Origin of the sequence: Mycobacterium parmense (assembly GCF_010730575.1) — a bacterium.
Taxonomy (GTDB): Bacteria; Actinomycetota; Actinomycetes; order Mycobacteriales; family Mycobacteriaceae; genus Mycobacterium; species Mycobacterium parmense.
Window position 1 is genome coordinate 1,537,800 of the sequence record NZ_AP022614.1, and the last position, 15,767, is coordinate 1,553,566.

At 68.5% G+C, this 15,767-nt stretch carries 11 protein-coding genes and 1 riboswitch; all 11 genes read right to left on the minus strand.

What is annotated here, in order from left to right:
* Positions 1–42 precede the first annotated feature (42 nt).
* Entirely contained in the window at positions 43–366 is a 324-nt protein-coding gene (locus G6N48_RS07050; protein ID WP_085267508.1) for a DUF732 domain-containing protein, read from the minus strand.
* A 6-nt stretch (positions 367–372) separates the two neighbouring features.
* Positions 373–1,773, minus strand: coding sequence for a PPE family protein (locus tag G6N48_RS07055; RefSeq protein ID WP_085267464.1), 1,401 nt, complete (start codon positions 1,771–1,773; stop codon positions 373–375).
* A gap of 58 nt (positions 1,774–1,831) precedes the next feature.
* Entirely contained in the window at positions 1,832–3,139 is a 1,308-nt protein-coding gene (locus G6N48_RS07060) for a PPE family protein (protein ID WP_085267463.1), read from the minus strand.
* Between the two features lie 1,069 nt (positions 3,140–4,208).
* Positions 4,209–5,411, minus strand: a complete 1,203-nt coding sequence (locus G6N48_RS07065) for a PPE family protein (RefSeq protein ID WP_085267462.1) — start codon at positions 5,409–5,411, stop codon at positions 4,209–4,211.
* A gap of 375 nt (positions 5,412–5,786) precedes the next feature.
* Positions 5,787–5,957, minus strand: a riboswitch (M-box (ykoK) riboswitch).
* Positions 5,958–6,065: 108 nt separating this feature from the next.
* Entirely contained in the window at positions 6,066–7,265 is a 1,200-nt protein-coding gene (locus tag G6N48_RS07070) for a PPE family protein (protein ID WP_085267507.1), read from the minus strand.
* A gap of 558 nt (positions 7,266–7,823) precedes the next feature.
* Positions 7,824–9,656 (minus strand): type VII secretion AAA-ATPase EccA, encoded by a 1,833-nt coding sequence (gene eccA, locus G6N48_RS07075; RefSeq protein ID WP_085267461.1) that lies wholly within the window; start codon positions 9,654–9,656, stop codon positions 7,824–7,826.
* Positions 9,653–10,852 (minus strand): type VII secretion protein EccE, encoded by a 1,200-nt coding sequence (gene eccE, locus G6N48_RS07080; protein WP_085267460.1) that lies wholly within the window; start codon positions 10,850–10,852, stop codon positions 9,653–9,655. The genes eccA and eccE overlap by 4 nt, the downstream gene beginning before the upstream one ends.
* A gap of 19 nt (positions 10,853–10,871) precedes the next feature.
* Entirely contained in the window at positions 10,872–12,728 is a 1,857-nt protein-coding gene (locus G6N48_RS07085; protein ID WP_163670804.1) for a type VII secretion-associated serine protease mycosin, read from the minus strand.
* Complete coding sequence (eccD, locus tag G6N48_RS07090) at positions 12,706–14,217, minus strand: type VII secretion integral membrane protein EccD (protein ID WP_085271653.1); 1,512 nt, start codon at positions 14,215–14,217, stop codon at positions 12,706–12,708. The genes G6N48_RS07085 and eccD overlap by 23 nt, the downstream gene beginning before the upstream one ends.
* 255 nt (positions 14,218–14,472) lie before the next feature.
* Positions 14,473–15,375 (minus strand): ESX secretion-associated protein EspG, encoded by a 903-nt coding sequence (locus tag G6N48_RS07095; RefSeq protein WP_085271654.1) that lies wholly within the window; start codon positions 15,373–15,375, stop codon positions 14,473–14,475.
* 97 nt (positions 15,376–15,472) lie between these two features.
* The gene (locus G6N48_RS07100; RefSeq protein WP_163670778.1) at positions 15,473–15,757 is read right to left on the minus strand and encodes a WXG100 family type VII secretion target; all 285 of its coding nucleotides are present in this window, start codon (positions 15,755–15,757) and stop codon (positions 15,473–15,475) included.
* Positions 15,758–15,767: the final 10 nt, after the last annotated feature.

Genomic DNA, 15,767 nt, shown 5'->3' on the forward strand with positions numbered 1-15,767 from the left:
GCGTTGGCCCGCCCGTCGCCCGTCAGACTCCGAACGAAACGTCTAGGACTTGGAGAGCTGTTGCGGGCAATAGAATTTCGCCGAGATCATCGCGAAGTTCGATGCGTTTTCCATATCGAAGCCGGGATTGTGGGTCTTCACGTCGTGCACCAGCTCCAGGCCGGATTCGCCGTTGTTCAGGCACGTGCAGACCGCCTTCGCGGAGGCGACGGCCGCGCCCGGGTTGGTGTAGCTGATGTGGGCCGTGTTCAGGGCGGCGATGAAGCCCGCGTCGTCACCGTCCGGCGGTGGCGGGGGGTCGGCGTACGCCGGCGCGGCACAGCCGACCGCGGCCAAGATGCCAATGAGCGCTAGGAGCCGTTTCATCTTCACCTATCCTAACTGCACTTCCGACGGCACCACCTGCGATTTCTTCTTCTTCAGGTGCACCGCGTGGATACCGGGCTTCTTCGAGAGCTGTTCAAGGAGCGCGTCGAGGTTCTCCTGGTCGGTGTTGTGGTGTTGCACGCTTTCGGGCTTCTCCGAAATCTGGGCCACCAGACGCTTGAGCTTCTCCGGCGAATGGGCGTCCTTGAGCTCCTTCATCTTCGGGATGCGCCCGCGGACACCCACACGATTGAGCGCGTCGGGACCCCCGGCGCCCATGGCACTGCCGAGCATCCCCGCGAGCGACATCGAGCTGAGCAAGCCGCCCTGGCCGAGCGCCGCCGCCGGCACCGCGTCGGGCCCGGCTGCGGACAACGCGGCAGCGACCGTCCGGATGGCCGGCGTCGCCGACGCCCAGCTGGGCGGCACCGAGAGCTTCCCGACCAAGGTGCCCGCGTTGCCCATGCTGCCCGACACGGCGTTGAACAGCGTGCCGCGCCCCCAGTGCGCCGCCCCGAGGCCGGCGCCCAATGCTTCCCTGGGAATCGCGCCCAGCGCCCCTTTCGGGGCGAACTTCAGGAACTGCGACGCGGGCAGGTTGATCAGCAACCCGATGTCGTTGAACCCTGTCGTGAAGCCGACCGGGCCCTTGATCGCGTTGTACAGCAGGCTGTAGGTGCTCGAGCCGGTCGCCCCGAACAGGGAGTTGACCAGGCCGTTGAGGGTGTCGGTGTAGTCGGTGGCAAGGTTCGACAGGGCCGACAGGATCGGGTTGCCCGCCGTCAGCGGGTTCAGGGCCTCGGTCAGGAGCGAAGAGGCCGTCCCGATCGGCGTGGCGGCGGCTGACGTCACCGCGGCCGCCTGAGTGCCCGCGGCGCCGAGGCTGGTGATCTGCGGTGCTTCGGTGAAGGGTGTGACGTTCGTCGCGGCCGCGGACGAGCCGGCGTAGGTGTCCATCGCCAGCGCGTCCTGAGCCCACATTTCGGCGTACTGGACCTCGGTCGCCGCGATCGCGGCGGTGTTCTGCCCGAATACGTTGGTGGCCACCAGTTGGGCCAATTGGGCGCGGTTCGCGGCGATCTCCTCGGGTGGCACGTGCGCGGCGAACGCCGTCTCGTAGGCGGTGGCCGCCTCCGTCGCCTGGGCCGCGGCCTGCGAGGCCTGCGCGGCGGTGCCCTGCATCCACGCGAGATAGGGCGTGACCGCCGCGGCCATGTTCGCCGACGACGGGCCGGTCCACACCCCGTTGGTCAGGCCGTCGATCACCGCCGAGTACGAGGCCACGGTCGATTGCAACTCGCTGGCCAGGCCCTCCCAGGCCGCGGCGGCAGCGCGCATCGACCCCGATCCGGGGCCGGAGTACATGCGGCCCGAATTGAACTCCGGCGGGAATGCTCCGTAAAACATGTCTAGACCCCTTGCCTGATCGGTCGCGCCTGGGTGAAGGATTCGTTGGTCATCGCCGTCAGTCCTCCAGCACCGGGATCACGATGATGGTGGCGGCGGCGGGGTCGGCCTCGAGCACCCCACCGAGTGCACTGGCCGCTGCGCTGCCGCTGCTCGCGGACTGGAACGTGGCGGCGCCCACCGCACGTCCGGCCAGGCTCGACAGGGCCATCTGACTGAAAACGCCGCCCTCGCCAGCGAGCGAGGCCGCCGGAGCGGCGGCCAGGTTGGCGGGCAGCACCTGGGCGAGCGTCCGGATCGCCGGAGCGGCCTCGGTCCAGCCCTGCGGCACCGACATGCTGCCGACCAGCGCCGCCTTACCCATCGCTCCCGATACCGGCACGCCCCCGACAGCAGAACTCAGGTTCACCGCGGCACCGCTGGTCAACGGCGCCAGGGCGCCGGTGATGGGCTTCACCGCGCCGAAGGCGGCAAGGCCCTGCCCGTTCTGGGCATACGAGTACACCTGCCCGAACGACAGGAACGGGCCACCCGCTATGGAGGTGAGGCCCTGCAGGGAGTAGGGCCCGCTGGCGGTGACCGAGATGATGTTGTTCCAGGCGGTCAGGTCGGCGTTCAGTCCCGGGGGCAGCGCGGACAGGTTCACCAACTGCGGCAGATTGAGCCCCGAAAGCAGGTTCCCGGTCGTCGCCGTCGGTGCCGTCGGTGACACGAGGGTCGATCCCAGATTCTGCAGGAATGTCGGCACGTAGTTCAGGAACTGCGACACCTCGGAACCGACGGACGCGGCGGGAGTGTTGGCGGCCTGGGTGGCCGCCGCGGCCTGGGCGGTCGTGTTGCTCGTCGTCTGCGGCGGCTCCACGAACGTCTGCAGCTGGGTCGCCACGGAGGAGGAACTTGCGTAGGCGTACATGGCCGCAGCGTCCTGGGCCCACATCTCGGCGTACTGGGCCTCGGTGGCCGCGATTGCCGGCGTGTTCTGGCCCAGGAAGTTGGTGGCGATGAGCGCCATCAGCAGAGCCCGGTTGGCGGCGATCACCGGCGGGGGCACCGTCGCGGCGAAGGCGGTCTCGTACGCCGCCGCGGCAAGCTTGGCCTGCGTGCCCGCCAGCTCGGCCTGCGCTCCGGTCGAGTTGATCCACGCGACGTAGGGTGCGGCGGCGGCCGCCATGGCTATCGATGACGGACCCGTCCACGGTCCTGCCGTCAGGCTCGCCAGCGTCGAGTTGTACGACGCGCCGGCGGATTGCAGCTCCGAGGCGAGGTCGTCCCAGGCCGCCGCGGCGGCCAGCAGGGGTCCCGACCCGGCGCCGACGTACATCCGGCCCGAATTGATCTCCGGCGGTAGCGCACCGAAATCGAACATTAAACCCTCCGGTCCCTCGGGTGGGCGTCATGGTATGCACGGCATGCGACCCCCGTACGCGACCACGCCGCACCTCTTACCAAACCCATCAAAAGCGCCTTGGAATCCATGTGCTTGAAATCCAATCGACCCGTACTTCCTTCGCTCAAAACGTTCAGCAGTGTCGCCCGTCTTACTCCGAACCACGCTCCGCTGCAAATATAGCGGCAGCAGTCACCGGACCGTATTCACCTGAGGTTCCCGCTGAGTAACTTAAAGTAAAAAGTAAATGTCACAGCACCTCCGCGCGGTGTGAGAACTTCCAGGGCTGAAACATCCAAAAAGCACGCTGACCTGTGCATTCTGAACGATTCCGCCCATGAATAATCCACGGAACTATAGCTAGAACCGTGCGAGTTTCTCACAACGCTAAATGAGCCAGCGGCTAAATCGCCGACAGCATCACAATGCCTGGAGTGCCTATTTTATTGCGAAACTATTCGAATCTGTCAAACCCCCTATTTCGCTGGTGGCAAAGAATTCGTAATTGCGATGAACGACTAATGCCGGGCCGCAGCGGAGTGCCGCGATTCACACCTGAGGGCGTTTTCTCCCGGTTGTCTTCGACCGGCGGATGCGGCCACGCCCAGCTCGCGGCGACGACACCGTCGGCCCCCGGCGCCGGTATCGCTCGCGCCGCCCGTCACATCGCCGGCGGTCGACGCGTCGCGGACGGGAGCCCCATGCCGGCCACCCAGCGAAGCCACCCGCAGGCAAAGGGGCGCCGCGAACACACGACCCGCGAGACTCCTAGTTACTTGCATAACAGTTCTCCTAGAATTCACCAAGAAGGTTAAGGGAGTTAAACTGCCACGGGGCTGATTAGCTACTGGGGGTTTACTGTGAGCCCTGCCCTGCGGTTCGCGCACAGCGACACAGATAGGCTTTTTGCGCAGCCCGTGTGGCTGGGCAGAACTTGCGTCGCACCCTGGTCAACCTGCGCCGACCGCCCTGGCTTCCGCAAATGCGGAGTCGACAGCGCGGGCAGCGTGGTTCGCTTGGCTGCGCGAACTCCGCGGCCCGGCCCCCGCTATCCGGCCGCCGGCGGGCGCGCCACGAAGGAGGGGCGAAAGCCATACTGCGGCATGGCCCGTCCGTACGGCTGGGCGGCCACGTTGCCGAACGGCATCCCCGGCAGCCCGGCCGCCATCGCCGGGGGCGGCACCATCGGGGTGCCTCCCAGCGTGGAAGCCAGCGGGCCGGCCAGCGGTGCCGGCGCGGTCCAGCTCGGCGGCACGGACAACGGGCCGATGATCGACGCGTGGCCCAGCCCGGCCGAGACCGCGCTGCCGAGCCCGCCGATGGGTCCCGCCACCGCGTCACCGAGCGCGCTGGTGGCCGCCTGCCCTGCCGCGTCGCCGGCCGCGTTGCCGGCGGCCTGGGCCCCGAGCAGGCCCAGGAAGGGGGCCATCGTGTTGCTCGGCATGTAGAACCCCGACGAGAAGACCGTGTTCCAGATGTTGGCGTCCGGTCCCCAGGTGCTCCAGAAGTTGTCCAGCGCAGTCGATCCCGAGCTTGATCCGGTCAGCAGGTCGACAACCCCGGACAGCCCCGAGGCGGGCGAGGTCGCCGACGTCGGCGACGCCAGGCCCTGCAGCGCGGTGGGCAGTGCCGACATCAACTCCGACAGCGCCCCCTGCTGCGTCCCGGCCGGCGTCGCGACGGCCTGGCTGACCGCGGCCGCCTGCGCCGTCGTCGCGCCGGCGGTGGTCGCCTGCCGCGGCTCGGTGAACGGCGTCAGTTGGCTCGCCACCGCCGAGGAGGCGGCGTAGCCGTACATGGCCGCCGCGTCCTGGGCCCACATCTCGGCGTACTGGGCCTCGGTGGCCGCGATCGCCGGAGTGTTCTGCCCCAGAATGTTCGTGGCGATCAGCGTTGCCAGCTGAGCGCGGTTGGCCGCGATCAACGGCGGCGGCACCGTGGCGGCGAATGCGGCCTCGTAGGCCGCGGCGGCGGCCTCGGCCTGGCTCGCGGTCTGCTCGGCCTGCGCGGCGGCGATGCTCATCCACGCCACGTAGGGAGTGGCCGCCGCCGCCATCGATGCCGCGGCCGGCCCGTGCCACTCCTCGCCGGTCAACGCCGAGAGCACCGAGTGGTAGGACAGCGCGGCCGAACGCAGCTCCGCGGCAAGCCCGTTCCACGCCGAAGCGGCGGCCAGCATCGGCGCCGAACCTGCACCGGAGTAGATGCGGCCGGAATTGATTTCAGGTGGCAGCATTGCGAAGTCCAACATTGCCTGCCTCCTTCTCGGATGAGTCGGGCTTTTTATGGTTCGGTGGGCGCACACGAACCGACCTCGTGCGCAGCGCAGCGGTGAATGTGTTGGGGATCAACAGGTTCCGCGGCAGCAGGAAGTCGAGGCCACGAAATCCACGATGCTGCCGCAAGTTTGAACACGCACGCGAAAAGCAAACGCGCGGTTGTCTATCGGTGGGTCAAACCGATTCAGATGCCATTACGGCCGGGGCCGGATCGCAACGAAATGGTCGTCGATCTGGAATACGGACCATCGTCGGGACTCATCTCGCTCTCACCTCCTCACGGCCAAGGCATACGGGGATGCCATCGAATGCACATAGGGAGGAGCGCCCGGATCGAACGCCCGGGCACGGCACCCCTCTCGTCAGAGCTTTGGCACCACACGGCGTATCCGGTAGGACCGGAAGCCACTTGGGCTCAACCCTTAAGCCGGGAAGAGCTGTCCTGACCCTGGGCGTCTTTCGACGTTCGAGGTCAGTGGCCTATATCCGTGCAGACGCCTCACCTAGCGAGGTGCTTGCTTTGGCTATGGTGACACCAAGATCAAGGCGAGTCAAGCCTACTTGCCATCGACTCGCAACAGGCTACCCCCGAAATCAGCTGCACGCGGCGATTTTCGCGGATGTAGCTACCCGGCCGCCGGCGGCCGGGGCATCACGTTCACGCGGAAGCCATAGCGCGGCCCGTGGCCGAACCCGTGGCCCGACGCGGCCGCCGGCATGCCCGGCATGCCGGGCACGCCGGCCGGGACCGCCTGCGCAGCACCGGCGCCCGGGCCCACCGCGTTGGTCCAGCCACCCCCCGCGAATGTCACGCCCGCCGGGTTCGCCACCTGAGCTGCCGTCGTCCAGGCTTGCGGCACAGACAATCTCCCCACCAGGGTGGCACGGGCCATCGTTGATGTAACCCCGCCGAAGCCCGAGTATCCCGCGGCGCCGTTGGCCGACACCAGGTTCGAGAACGCGGGTGTGTTCAGGCTCGCGAACGACGGGATGCTGAAGCCGCCGGGCGGTGCGACGGGGGGCACCAATCCGGGGGTCTGCAGCGAGTTGAGGTCCGACAACCCGCTGGTGACCGCGGGGGTGATGATCGCGGGGTTCACGTATCCGGCCGAGCTCAACCCGTTGAAGAAATTGGAGTTCAGGAACTGCCAGACGGGATTCGTACTCAGCGGCGCCGCAAGGGATTGCAGCGCCGCCGGGACGGCCGACGTCAACTCCGACAGCGTCGTCTGCGCGCCGCTGACCGCGGCCGGGCCGGTGGCCTGGGCGACGGCCCCGGCCTGGGCCGCCTGCGCGGCCGGGTTTGCCGTCTGCGGCGGCTGGCTGAACGGTTTGAGGACCGCGGCCACCGCCGAACTGGCCGCGTAGGCATACATCGCGGCCGCGTCCTGGGCCCACATCTCGCCGTACTGCGCCTCGGTGGCCGCGATCGCCGGGGTGTTCAGTCCCAGGAAGTTGGTGGCGATCAGCGTGGCGAGCTGGGCCCGGTTCGACGCGACGACGGCCGGGGGCACGGTCATGGAGTACGCCGCCTCGTAGGCGCCTGCCGCCGCCGTGGCCTGAGCCGCGGACTGCCCGGCCTGCGCCCCGGCGCCGGTCAACCACACCACGTAGGGCGCGACGGCCGCCGCCATCGAGGCCGACGCCGGCCCCAGCCAGCCTTCGCCGACCAGGCCCGAGACCACCGTTTGGTAGGTCGACGACGTGGAGTACAGCTCGGCGGCCAGCCCGTCCCAAGCCGCCGCGGCGGCCAGCATCGGCGCCGAGCCGGGACCGGAATACATGCGGGTGGAATTGATCTCGGGTGGTAGGGCGCCGTAGTCCACGGTCAGCACCCCCTCGTTGGCGATTCATCGCGGCCTGACCCAGCCGGTGACGAATTCGATTGCGGCACAATTGACATCGGATCTCCCTGTGGGATGGTCCGACCCGGTCTGGGATTTTGGCCGCTGTCGTGGTGTCGAGGCGCCGCGGATCGGCGTGCACCTGGGCTGCCCGGCGTCTGGTCAGGTCCCCGGCGGCGGGCCGTCCGCAACGGCCGCACCAGGGCGCCGCGACCGGATCGGAGAAACGGTCATGGATTACGCACAGCAATTGCCTGTCGGCCCAGTCCGCCCACCTCCTGCCGGAGTCCGGGCCCGTTTGCCGGCCGCGGCCGTTTCCGGCGCTTCGCGCCAGGCAGCGCGGCGTCAGACGGGTGCCACCGCGCGACATGAACGGCCCGTTTAACGCAAGGTGCTTCGCCTGACGAGTGCATTCCGGGTCATCGTGACACCAGGCGTTGCACGGATCAACGCGACTCGCGGTGGGCTATCCGGCGACCCGCATTCTTTGCGGGAACCGCGCATGCCGACGCATGCGAGGTCGGCCGCCGCGTCCGACGGCTACGTGGTCTTCTTCTCGGCCACTGCGGCGCTCAGGCCTTCCAGGAGGTCTTCGCCGGTCAACCTTCTGAACCGGAGCAGCTGATCCTCGCTGAAGTCGTTGAGCTCGCTGGAAAGCACCGCGTCCAGGTCCTCGTCGTCCAGACGGAAGCTCCGGTGGTCGCGCGCCTTCTCGACCACGTTGCGCACGAACCCGGCGTTGCCGAGCGTGTCGATGCCGCGGATCAGATCCCCGTCCTCCGAGAGGGTTTCGTCCAGGTAGAACTTGGTGTAGGACGGCAACAACGCGTGGGCGTCCGCGTCGGTGATGACGTCTTCGTTCTCCTGGCCCATGAGCCGGGTCAGCGCCACCAATTCGTCGGGGGTGTAGCTGAAGAACTCGATCACGGTCGAGAAGCGCCGCCGCAGACCCTGGTTCACGTCGAGCATCTTTTCCATCGCTTTGGCGTAGCCCGCCCCGAACACCACCAGCTCGTCGCGGTGGTTCTCCATGTAGAGCAGCATCGTGTTGATGATGGCGTTGCCGTAGGGGTCGCCCTGCTGATAGCCCTTCTCGTGCAGGGTGTGCATCTCGTCGAAGAAAACCGCCCCGCCGAGCGCCCCTTCGAACAACTCCTCGGTGTTCTTCTCGGCGTCCGCCATGTACCGGCCGAGCAGCTTGGTGCGGCTGGTCTCGACCACCACCGGCTTTCGCAGGACGGTCAGGCCGCACAGCTGCTTACTGAAAGCCCTTGCGACCGAGGTCTTTCCGGTTCCCGGCGGCCCCAGCAGCAGCGTGTGGCGCGAGGTGACGGGCACCGGCAGGCCCATCTTGGCGCGAGCCAGGTTCACCTTGGTCGTCGACTTGATGAGCTTGATCTCGCGCTTGGCCCGCTCCATGCCGAGCATGGCGTTGAGCTCGGCATCGCCTTCGGCCAGGTACCTCGCCGCCTCCTCGGCGTGCCGGGCGGCTTCGGTCTGGGCCCGGGTCGGCGCGCTGTCGGGGTCCCACGGGTCGGTGCGGGCTTCGATCGTCTCCGGGTCGGTCAGCACCAGCCGGTAGTTCGGGTTGTCCAGCGCCTCGCGGGCCGGGGTGAACTTCGGGTCCCGCGAGTACACCTTGCGCAGAAGCTCGATGGCTTCCTCCTCGCGGCCCACGTGCCGCAGGCACATGCCCTGGGTGTACAGCGCGATGTTGGCCGCGCCCGGGACGCGATCGCCCTCCACCGCGTCCTGACCCCGGCGGAAAGCCTCCTCGAACACACCCAGCGACGCCAGCGCCGTCGTCGCCATCGCCGCGCCGGCCGCCTTGAGCTCGGGCTGACGCCAAACCTTGCCCTCCGGGAACTGGTTGAGCACGTCGGGCCATCGCCCGGTGCGGAAGTACAGCAGTCCGCGCACGTAGCTGACCAGCTCCTCCTCGAAGGGCTGGCGCGGTTCGACGCCGTCGAGCAGCTTCGACGCCTCTTCGAAGCGCTTCGCTTCGGCGAGGACGGCGGCGTACGCACACGCCAGGGACTCCACGCTGGTGACGGCCAGCTTCAGGAACAGCCCGTCGGACACCTCGGGACGGAACACCAGCTCGGTGACCCCGAGCCGGCGCGTCTCCCAGCCGAACGTGCGCACCGAGGCCCACGCGCCGGAGAGCACTTCGATGCTCTGCTCCCCCGCCAGCACGCGCGCCAGCCAGGCGTCGCACATATCGGGATCCAGGTTTGTCGCCGTGGTGAACATCTGGGCGGCAACCTGCGAATTGTGGCTGGGCTGCAAGCCGTTGACGGAGATCCCGGATGCCAGCAGGCCCGCGACCATCGCGTTGCGGGCGCCTTCGGCCGTGGACTGAGACCGCGTCATTGCGCTACGGGCGCGCCCGCCGAGCTCTCCTGCAGGTGGCCTACGAACAACGTCAGATCGTCGTCATGGTGCAGCGTGCGGCTGGGCACGACCAGCAGCGGGCGATGCGTCGGGGCGGGCAGGCTGGCGCGCACGGCGGCCAGCTGACGCCCGGTGAGCCGGTTGAGTCCCGCCGCCACGTCCCGGGGCAGGCGACTCTCGCTGTGGTAGCGCACCCAGCCCGAGATCTTGGGCACGCCGTCCTCGGCGGTCAGCCGCAGCGTGAGCACGGTGGCACGGGTCTCCGCCTGCCACAGCTCGTCCAGCGCTTCGGTGGTGATGTCGGTCGGCGTCAGCCAGAAGCTGGTCGCGAACCCGTTGAAGTGCTTGAGATAGCGCCATCCGGGCCGGCTCCAGGTGGGTTCCAGATCGGCCAGCACGGCGCTGTCGATCTCGGCGAGCTGCTCGGCGGTCAGCGGACGCGCCGAGCACGCCTGGCCGTCCAGATCGTGCGCCAGCCGCTCGGTGGCCGCCACCAACGTCGAGGCCAGTGAATCGCGCGACGCGACGGCGGCCACGTTGTGCTGCGGGTTCATCCGCAGCACCAGCCAGGTGCGGCGAACGTAGGAGGTGGGCTCGTCGCTCATCAGGTCCCACTCTTCGGGCCCCCAGTCGTCGAGCTTGGACAGCTCGGCTGCGTTGCCTCCCCGGCGCACCTTCACCGACACGATGTCGATGCCGTCGAGGTGGATGTCGAACTGCTGCAGCCCCTCGGCGACCGCCTGCACCAGCAGGCTGGCCGGCGCCGACCGGTGGCGGTGCCGTGCCGCCGCGGCCTCGTCCTCACCGTCGTCGACGGCGATCGCGGAGAGCAGCAGGCCGTCGTGCTCCCGCACGCCCACCGTGTCGCGGCCGAACCGCCGCTGGTGGTCGTGCGCGGGTGTGCAACCGGTGGCCAGCGCGCTGCCCGGGTCGGCCGACCAGTCCCAGAGCCACGTCGCCAGCCCGGACGTCAGCGTCACCCCGTGGTGGGTGACCAACGACAGCAGCGCGACCACCACCGAAAGGCCGACACCCACCCAGAACGCGATGCGATAGGTGCCCTGCCAGGACTCCGGGCAATGACTGGCCACCGTCATGATGACGATGACGGCCACGAACACGGCGGTCACCCGCGGCCACGACAAAGACAACCCGAACCTGCGTTGCGCCTTCATTGGTGTTGCTGCTCCGCCCCTATTGCTGCTTACGCGAATGCTTCATCAAAATCGTTGTCCCGAACACCGCGCCACCGATGAGCAGTGCCCCGATCAACCCTCCCGCGGCCACCCATACCGGGACCATGTCCCGATTGGGTGCCGGCTTCGGCAGGTTCAACGGCGCCGACAACTGCTGCGGCGGTTTGGGCGGACCGGCTGGTACATCCCAGGTCAGCGCCGCCACGGGGTCGATGACACCGTATCCGACTTGATTATCCACGCCGCGGGCCGGTGCGCGCGCCGTGCGGATCAATCGATTGATGATCTGGTTCGCCGTGAGTTGGGGGAACTTGGCGCGGACCAGCGCGGCCACCCCGGACACGATCGCGGTGGAGAAGCTGGTGCCGGACGGGACCAGCAGCGTGTTGTCGGGCCCGTCGATCGCGTTGATCAGGCCGTCGTCGCGCGGCGAGAGCCCCACCACGTCGGTTCCGGGGGCGGCGATCCCCACCCACGGCCCGGCGATGCTGGTCGGGGCCTGCCCCTGACCACCCTGGGTGAGGGGGCGTCCCTCGGTGTCGACGGCGCCGACGGTCAGGACGTAATCGCTGAACCAGGACGGCGTCACCACGGTGTTGACCGCGTTCCAGTCGCGCGGATCGTTCGGCTGCAGCGGGTCGAAGGGCGGGTTCTGCTTGCAGTCCTTCTTGCTGCTGTCGCCCGCCGCGGCGACGATCACCACGTTCTTGTCGACGGCCGCGTAACGGACGGCGGCGCCCAGCGTGCGCTGGTCGATGATGTTGCGTGCGCTCATGCAGGTCACGTCGGAGATGTTGATCACCGTCGCGCCCAGGTCGGCGGCGTGCACGATCGCGCGCGCCATCGTCTGGACACTGTCGATCTTCGCCTGCGTCTGCGGGTCCTCGTCGCCGGTGTAGGCGTCCTTGAGGCCGAACGCCTGGCTCGACTGCCGGATCGACAGGATGTCGACGTCGGGTGCGATGCCGCTGTAGGCGTCGGGTCCCGACGACGGCGCCGGCGGGGCGGGAGGCGGTGGGGGCGGCGGCGGCGGCTGCAAGGGCATGGGACCGCGCGGGTAGCCGACGGCGCCGACATGGGCGCCGCCCGAGTAGCTCGGGATCGTCACCGTGCCGCCGCCATGGCTCGCCGCCCCGGGAGCCCCGGGGGCGGGTGGTCCTGCCGGTGGGGCTCCAGGAGCCGGCGCGGCGGGCGGCCCGGCCGGCGGGGGCGGCGGGGGCGCGCCGGGCGCACCCGGCGGGGCGTTCTGGTCCTGCGGCGCGGGCGGGACCATCGTGATGGTCTGCGGCAGCGGCGACAGCGTCACCGTCTGCGGTGGCGGCGCCTTCGGGGGCGGCTCCGTGGTGGGGATGGTCACCGGCCGGCGCGGTGGCGCGGGAAGCGGGACGGCTCCGCTGGCGGGGGCAGCGCCGATCATCGACGCGACGATGGTGCCGTGGGCGTCGCAGTCGGACAACCCGTCGCCGCCCATGATGTAGTCACCGCCCGGCAGCAGATGCGGCAGCCTCGGGTGCGGAGTGACACCGGTGTCGATGACGGCCACCTTCTGGCCGGCGCCGCGGCCGAACTGCCAGGCCTCCGGCAGGTTGAGCATGTCCATGTACTTGGGCTGCAGCCGGAAGTCGGTGCCCGGCAAGGTGCCGACCTCCGTGCAGTAAGCGGTCTGCTTCATCGGAGCCGGCGGGCCGGGCGGGCCGTCAGGCGGGACCGCGGCCGGGTCGATCGTCGGAGGGGAGATGGCGGATGCGGGGGGCAGCCCCGCTAGCGAACCTGAAGTGAGCAAGACAGCGGCAATGGCCGCGCGAGATGCGCGGCCACGCCACTTCTTGCCACTACCGATAGCGGATTGCTGCATAAACGTTCATCAACCAAAACGCCAGCGGGAAGATCGGCATCAGGCAGAGGTACTCGATCCATTCCACGAACTTGCGGAACAGCGGGCTGTAGACGGTGTTGGGCACGACCGCCGCGGCCGTGAGCCCGGCCGCCGGCAGCAGCACCAGGATCGCCACGCTGATCGACACCGACAGCGGCGACTGCAGCACCAGCGCGTAGCGGATGACCACCGTCGCGACAATCAGCACGGCCGTCCCGGCCAGGGTGATCGCCTGCCAGCGGTCGACGTACGAGCGCCCGCGCAGCATGAGGAACCCGGCGCTGAAGCCGGCCAGCAGCAGCGGCAGCCAGCGCTGTCCGGTGTGCGGATCCGCCAGCGCGGTCAGCGTGACCACCATCAGCACGCCCAGCCCGGTCAGCAGACCGCCGAGGAACGAGCGGGCGCGCTCGGCCTGCAGCACCACGTCGCGCACCGACGCCGGACCCTCCAGGACCGGCCGGCCGCCCTCGGAGCGGACGACGGTCGTGGGCAGGTCGGGGCGAGCCTCGAACACCCAGCGGCTCGTGGCCGAAGGGAACACGGGAAGGCGGATGCCGGCCAGCCGCCGCGCGATGGCGGGCGCGCTCTGGTAGCCGAGCACGCAGAGCAGCACGACGCAGGTCAGCAGCGTCACAGCGCTGGTCATCGCGACCATGCGGGCGAGCGCGGCGACCGCGGCCACCGCCGCGACGGTGATGATCGCGGTGTACAGGCCCAGTCGACGCCCGGTGAAGCGAAGCCCCATGATCGCGGCGATGGTGAGGACACCGAAGCCCAGCACCGCCTGCGGCGAACCGACCCCGCCCGGAGGCGCGGCCGCCGCGGCGACGGCCAACGGCGCGAGGCCGCTGAGCAGGAGCATGTCGCCGACGCCGCGCTCGTGATCGCTGCGGGCACGCGACAGCAGCAACCCGGAGACGCCCAGCACCGCGGCGGCGATCACCGCGGCGAAGACCGTCGGCAGCCAGGAGTTGTGGTGGAAGCGGAACCAGCCCAGCAACGCGGACCCGGCGATCACACCCGACGCGACCATGGTCGCGCCGACCTGAAGCGCGACCGTCGGGTCGATAGCGGCGAATCGTTTGCTGAGGTTCGCGGCCACCGCGGTGGAGATGTGCTCGATGACCTGAGAACGGTGCTCGGTGTCCGGGATGTACCGGATCCACAGCCGGTCGCCGTCGTACACGTCCTGCTCGGTGAGGGACTGGGTGGCGCGCAGCGGGCTGCCGTCGACCAGGCACAGTGCCCACCTGCCGCGGCCACTGGCCTCGAGGGTGGGCTCACCCAGCTCGCGCAGGCGGCTGTTCACCACCTTCAGCAGCGGGTCGGTCATCACCGACACCGGGGCGTTGGCGTCCAGCAGGACGCCGATCTGTACGCCCTCACCGGCCATGATGCCGACGACCACCGCCCTAGGCTGTGAGATGCCCTCAACATCAGGCTGTAATGCTTCGACGACAGCAGTCATCGCACTGCACCCCCTGCCATAGTGGATGTGGTAGCCCGCGCAGCCAGTTGCGCGGAAGCCTGCGTCGGTCCGCTCGCCGGAGCATCGCCCCGGGAGAGATCCACGACCAAGTTGTCTGTCATCTGCCTCGCCTTGCGATCAAGAGTTGTGGTGAAACCCAGATTTGCTGATGATTCTAGAGAAGTATGCCGTTTTCGCATCTCGACCGCGTCTTATGCGCAAAAGCATTGATTAACATTGTGTTTCGCGACAAGGTCAGACTCTGCTGTGAGATTTCCACTCGCCGTAGGGCAGCGTGTCCAGCACAGTCTTGATGCCCACCTGAACCAACTGAGGGGTGGCCGGGCAGATGGCCAGCCACGCCTCCCCCGAGCCGGCCGTCCGGGCCTGCTGGTACATCGCGATCCGGCCGCCCGATCCGTCCTTGAGGGACAGGACCGACGTGCTCGGGCCCTTGGCGTCGTCCTGATATTGACGCGCATACACCGCAACCTCGGCGGCCGGGTCGGACAACGCCTGCCCCAGGGCGGCGACGGTCGCGGCGCTGATGCCCATCCGCCGCAGGTCGCCTCCGGAGAAGACGTTGAAGCCGGACTCCTGCCACGACTTGGTCGCTTCCAGCATTTCCTCCAGCGGCACGTTGACCGCGTTGATCGCCGCGGGTTCCGCGTGGTGAATCGACTCGAGGCCGTCCATCACCAGCGAGGCGATCGAAGCACTGTCGGCAATCGCGACGTCGTCGACGGTGATGTCGTTGCCGACACGGACCGCCGACACCCAGTGCTGGCCACGCCGGGCCAGCACCACGCGGAACTCGTTGTCGGGGATGTCGCGCGAACCCGGCGTCTGGTTCTCTTCCTCGACCACGCCGTAGAGCAGTTTGCCGCGTGAGAGCAGCGCTACGACCTCGAGGTCCGGCGCGGCCAGCACCCGCATGCGGGTGGCGACCTGCTCTTGCACCTCGTCACCGACGACGATCCCCTGCTCCCGCATCACGGCCATCCCCGGATGCTCGTTGAGCCAGTCGCTCGAGTCGGTAGACACATAAGGCCGGCAGCGCAACTCGGGCGCTACGTGCCGGATGTCGAGCAGCGCCTGAAGCATCCAGAAGCCGTCGACGTTGACGGTGATGTCGGTGCGGGTGCTCTGTTGATCCATCAATCCCTCAAAAGGTCGTCAAAGTTGAAGTGCACGGTAACCGCAGGACGCGGCAGCACACCTTTGGCTGGTGTGCTGCCGCGCCTGAAGTTGGGATCTAGGCCCAGCTGGAGCCGACGGCAGAGTCAGTGCTCGACATGTTGCTGCCGGCGGTCTGAACCTTCTGGCCGTGGGAGTTGGCCTGCTCATAGATCACCTGGAAGTTGCGGCCCAGCTGAGTGATGAACTCCTGGCAGGCCACCGAACCGGCGCCACCCCAGAAGTCACCGGCGGCCAGCACATCGCGAACGATGGACTGGTGCTCGGCCTCCAGCGAAGCCGCCTGCGCGCGAATCGTGGCGCCGTGGGCGTCCACATCGCCGAACGAGTAATTGATGGTCATGACATATCTC

Coding starts and splice junctions, on each gene's coding strand:
- G6N48_RS07050 (WP_085267508.1), bottom strand. CDS start 366: ATGAAACGGCTCCTAGCGCTCATTGGCATCTTGGCCGCGGTCGGCTGT.
- G6N48_RS07055 (WP_085267464.1), bottom strand. CDS start 1,773: ATGTTTTACGGAGCATTCCCGCCGGAGTTCAATTCGGGCCGCATGTAC.
- G6N48_RS07060 (WP_085267463.1), bottom strand. CDS start 3,139: ATGTTCGATTTCGGTGCGCTACCGCCGGAGATCAATTCGGGCCGGATG.
- G6N48_RS07065 (WP_085267462.1), bottom strand. CDS start 5,411: ATGTTGGACTTCGCAATGCTGCCACCTGAAATCAATTCCGGCCGCATC.
- eccA (WP_085267461.1), bottom strand. CDS start 9,656: ATGACGCGGTCTCAGTCCACGGCCGAAGGCGCCCGCAACGCGATGGTC.
- eccE (WP_085267460.1), bottom strand. CDS start 10,852: ATGAAGGCGCAACGCAGGTTCGGGTTGTCTTTGTCGTGGCCGCGGGTG.
- G6N48_RS07085 (WP_163670804.1), bottom strand. CDS start 12,728: ATGCAGCAATCCGCTATCGGTAGTGGCAAGAAGTGGCGTGGCCGCGCA.
- eccD (WP_085271653.1), bottom strand. CDS start 14,217: ATGACTGCTGTCGTCGAAGCATTACAGCCTGATGTTGAGGGCATCTCA.
- G6N48_RS07095 (WP_085271654.1), bottom strand. CDS start 15,375: ATGGATCAACAGAGCACCCGCACCGACATCACCGTCAACGTCGACGGC.
- G6N48_RS07100 (WP_163670778.1), bottom strand. CDS start 15,757: ATGACCATCAATTACTCGTTCGGCGATGTGGACGCCCACGGCGCCACG.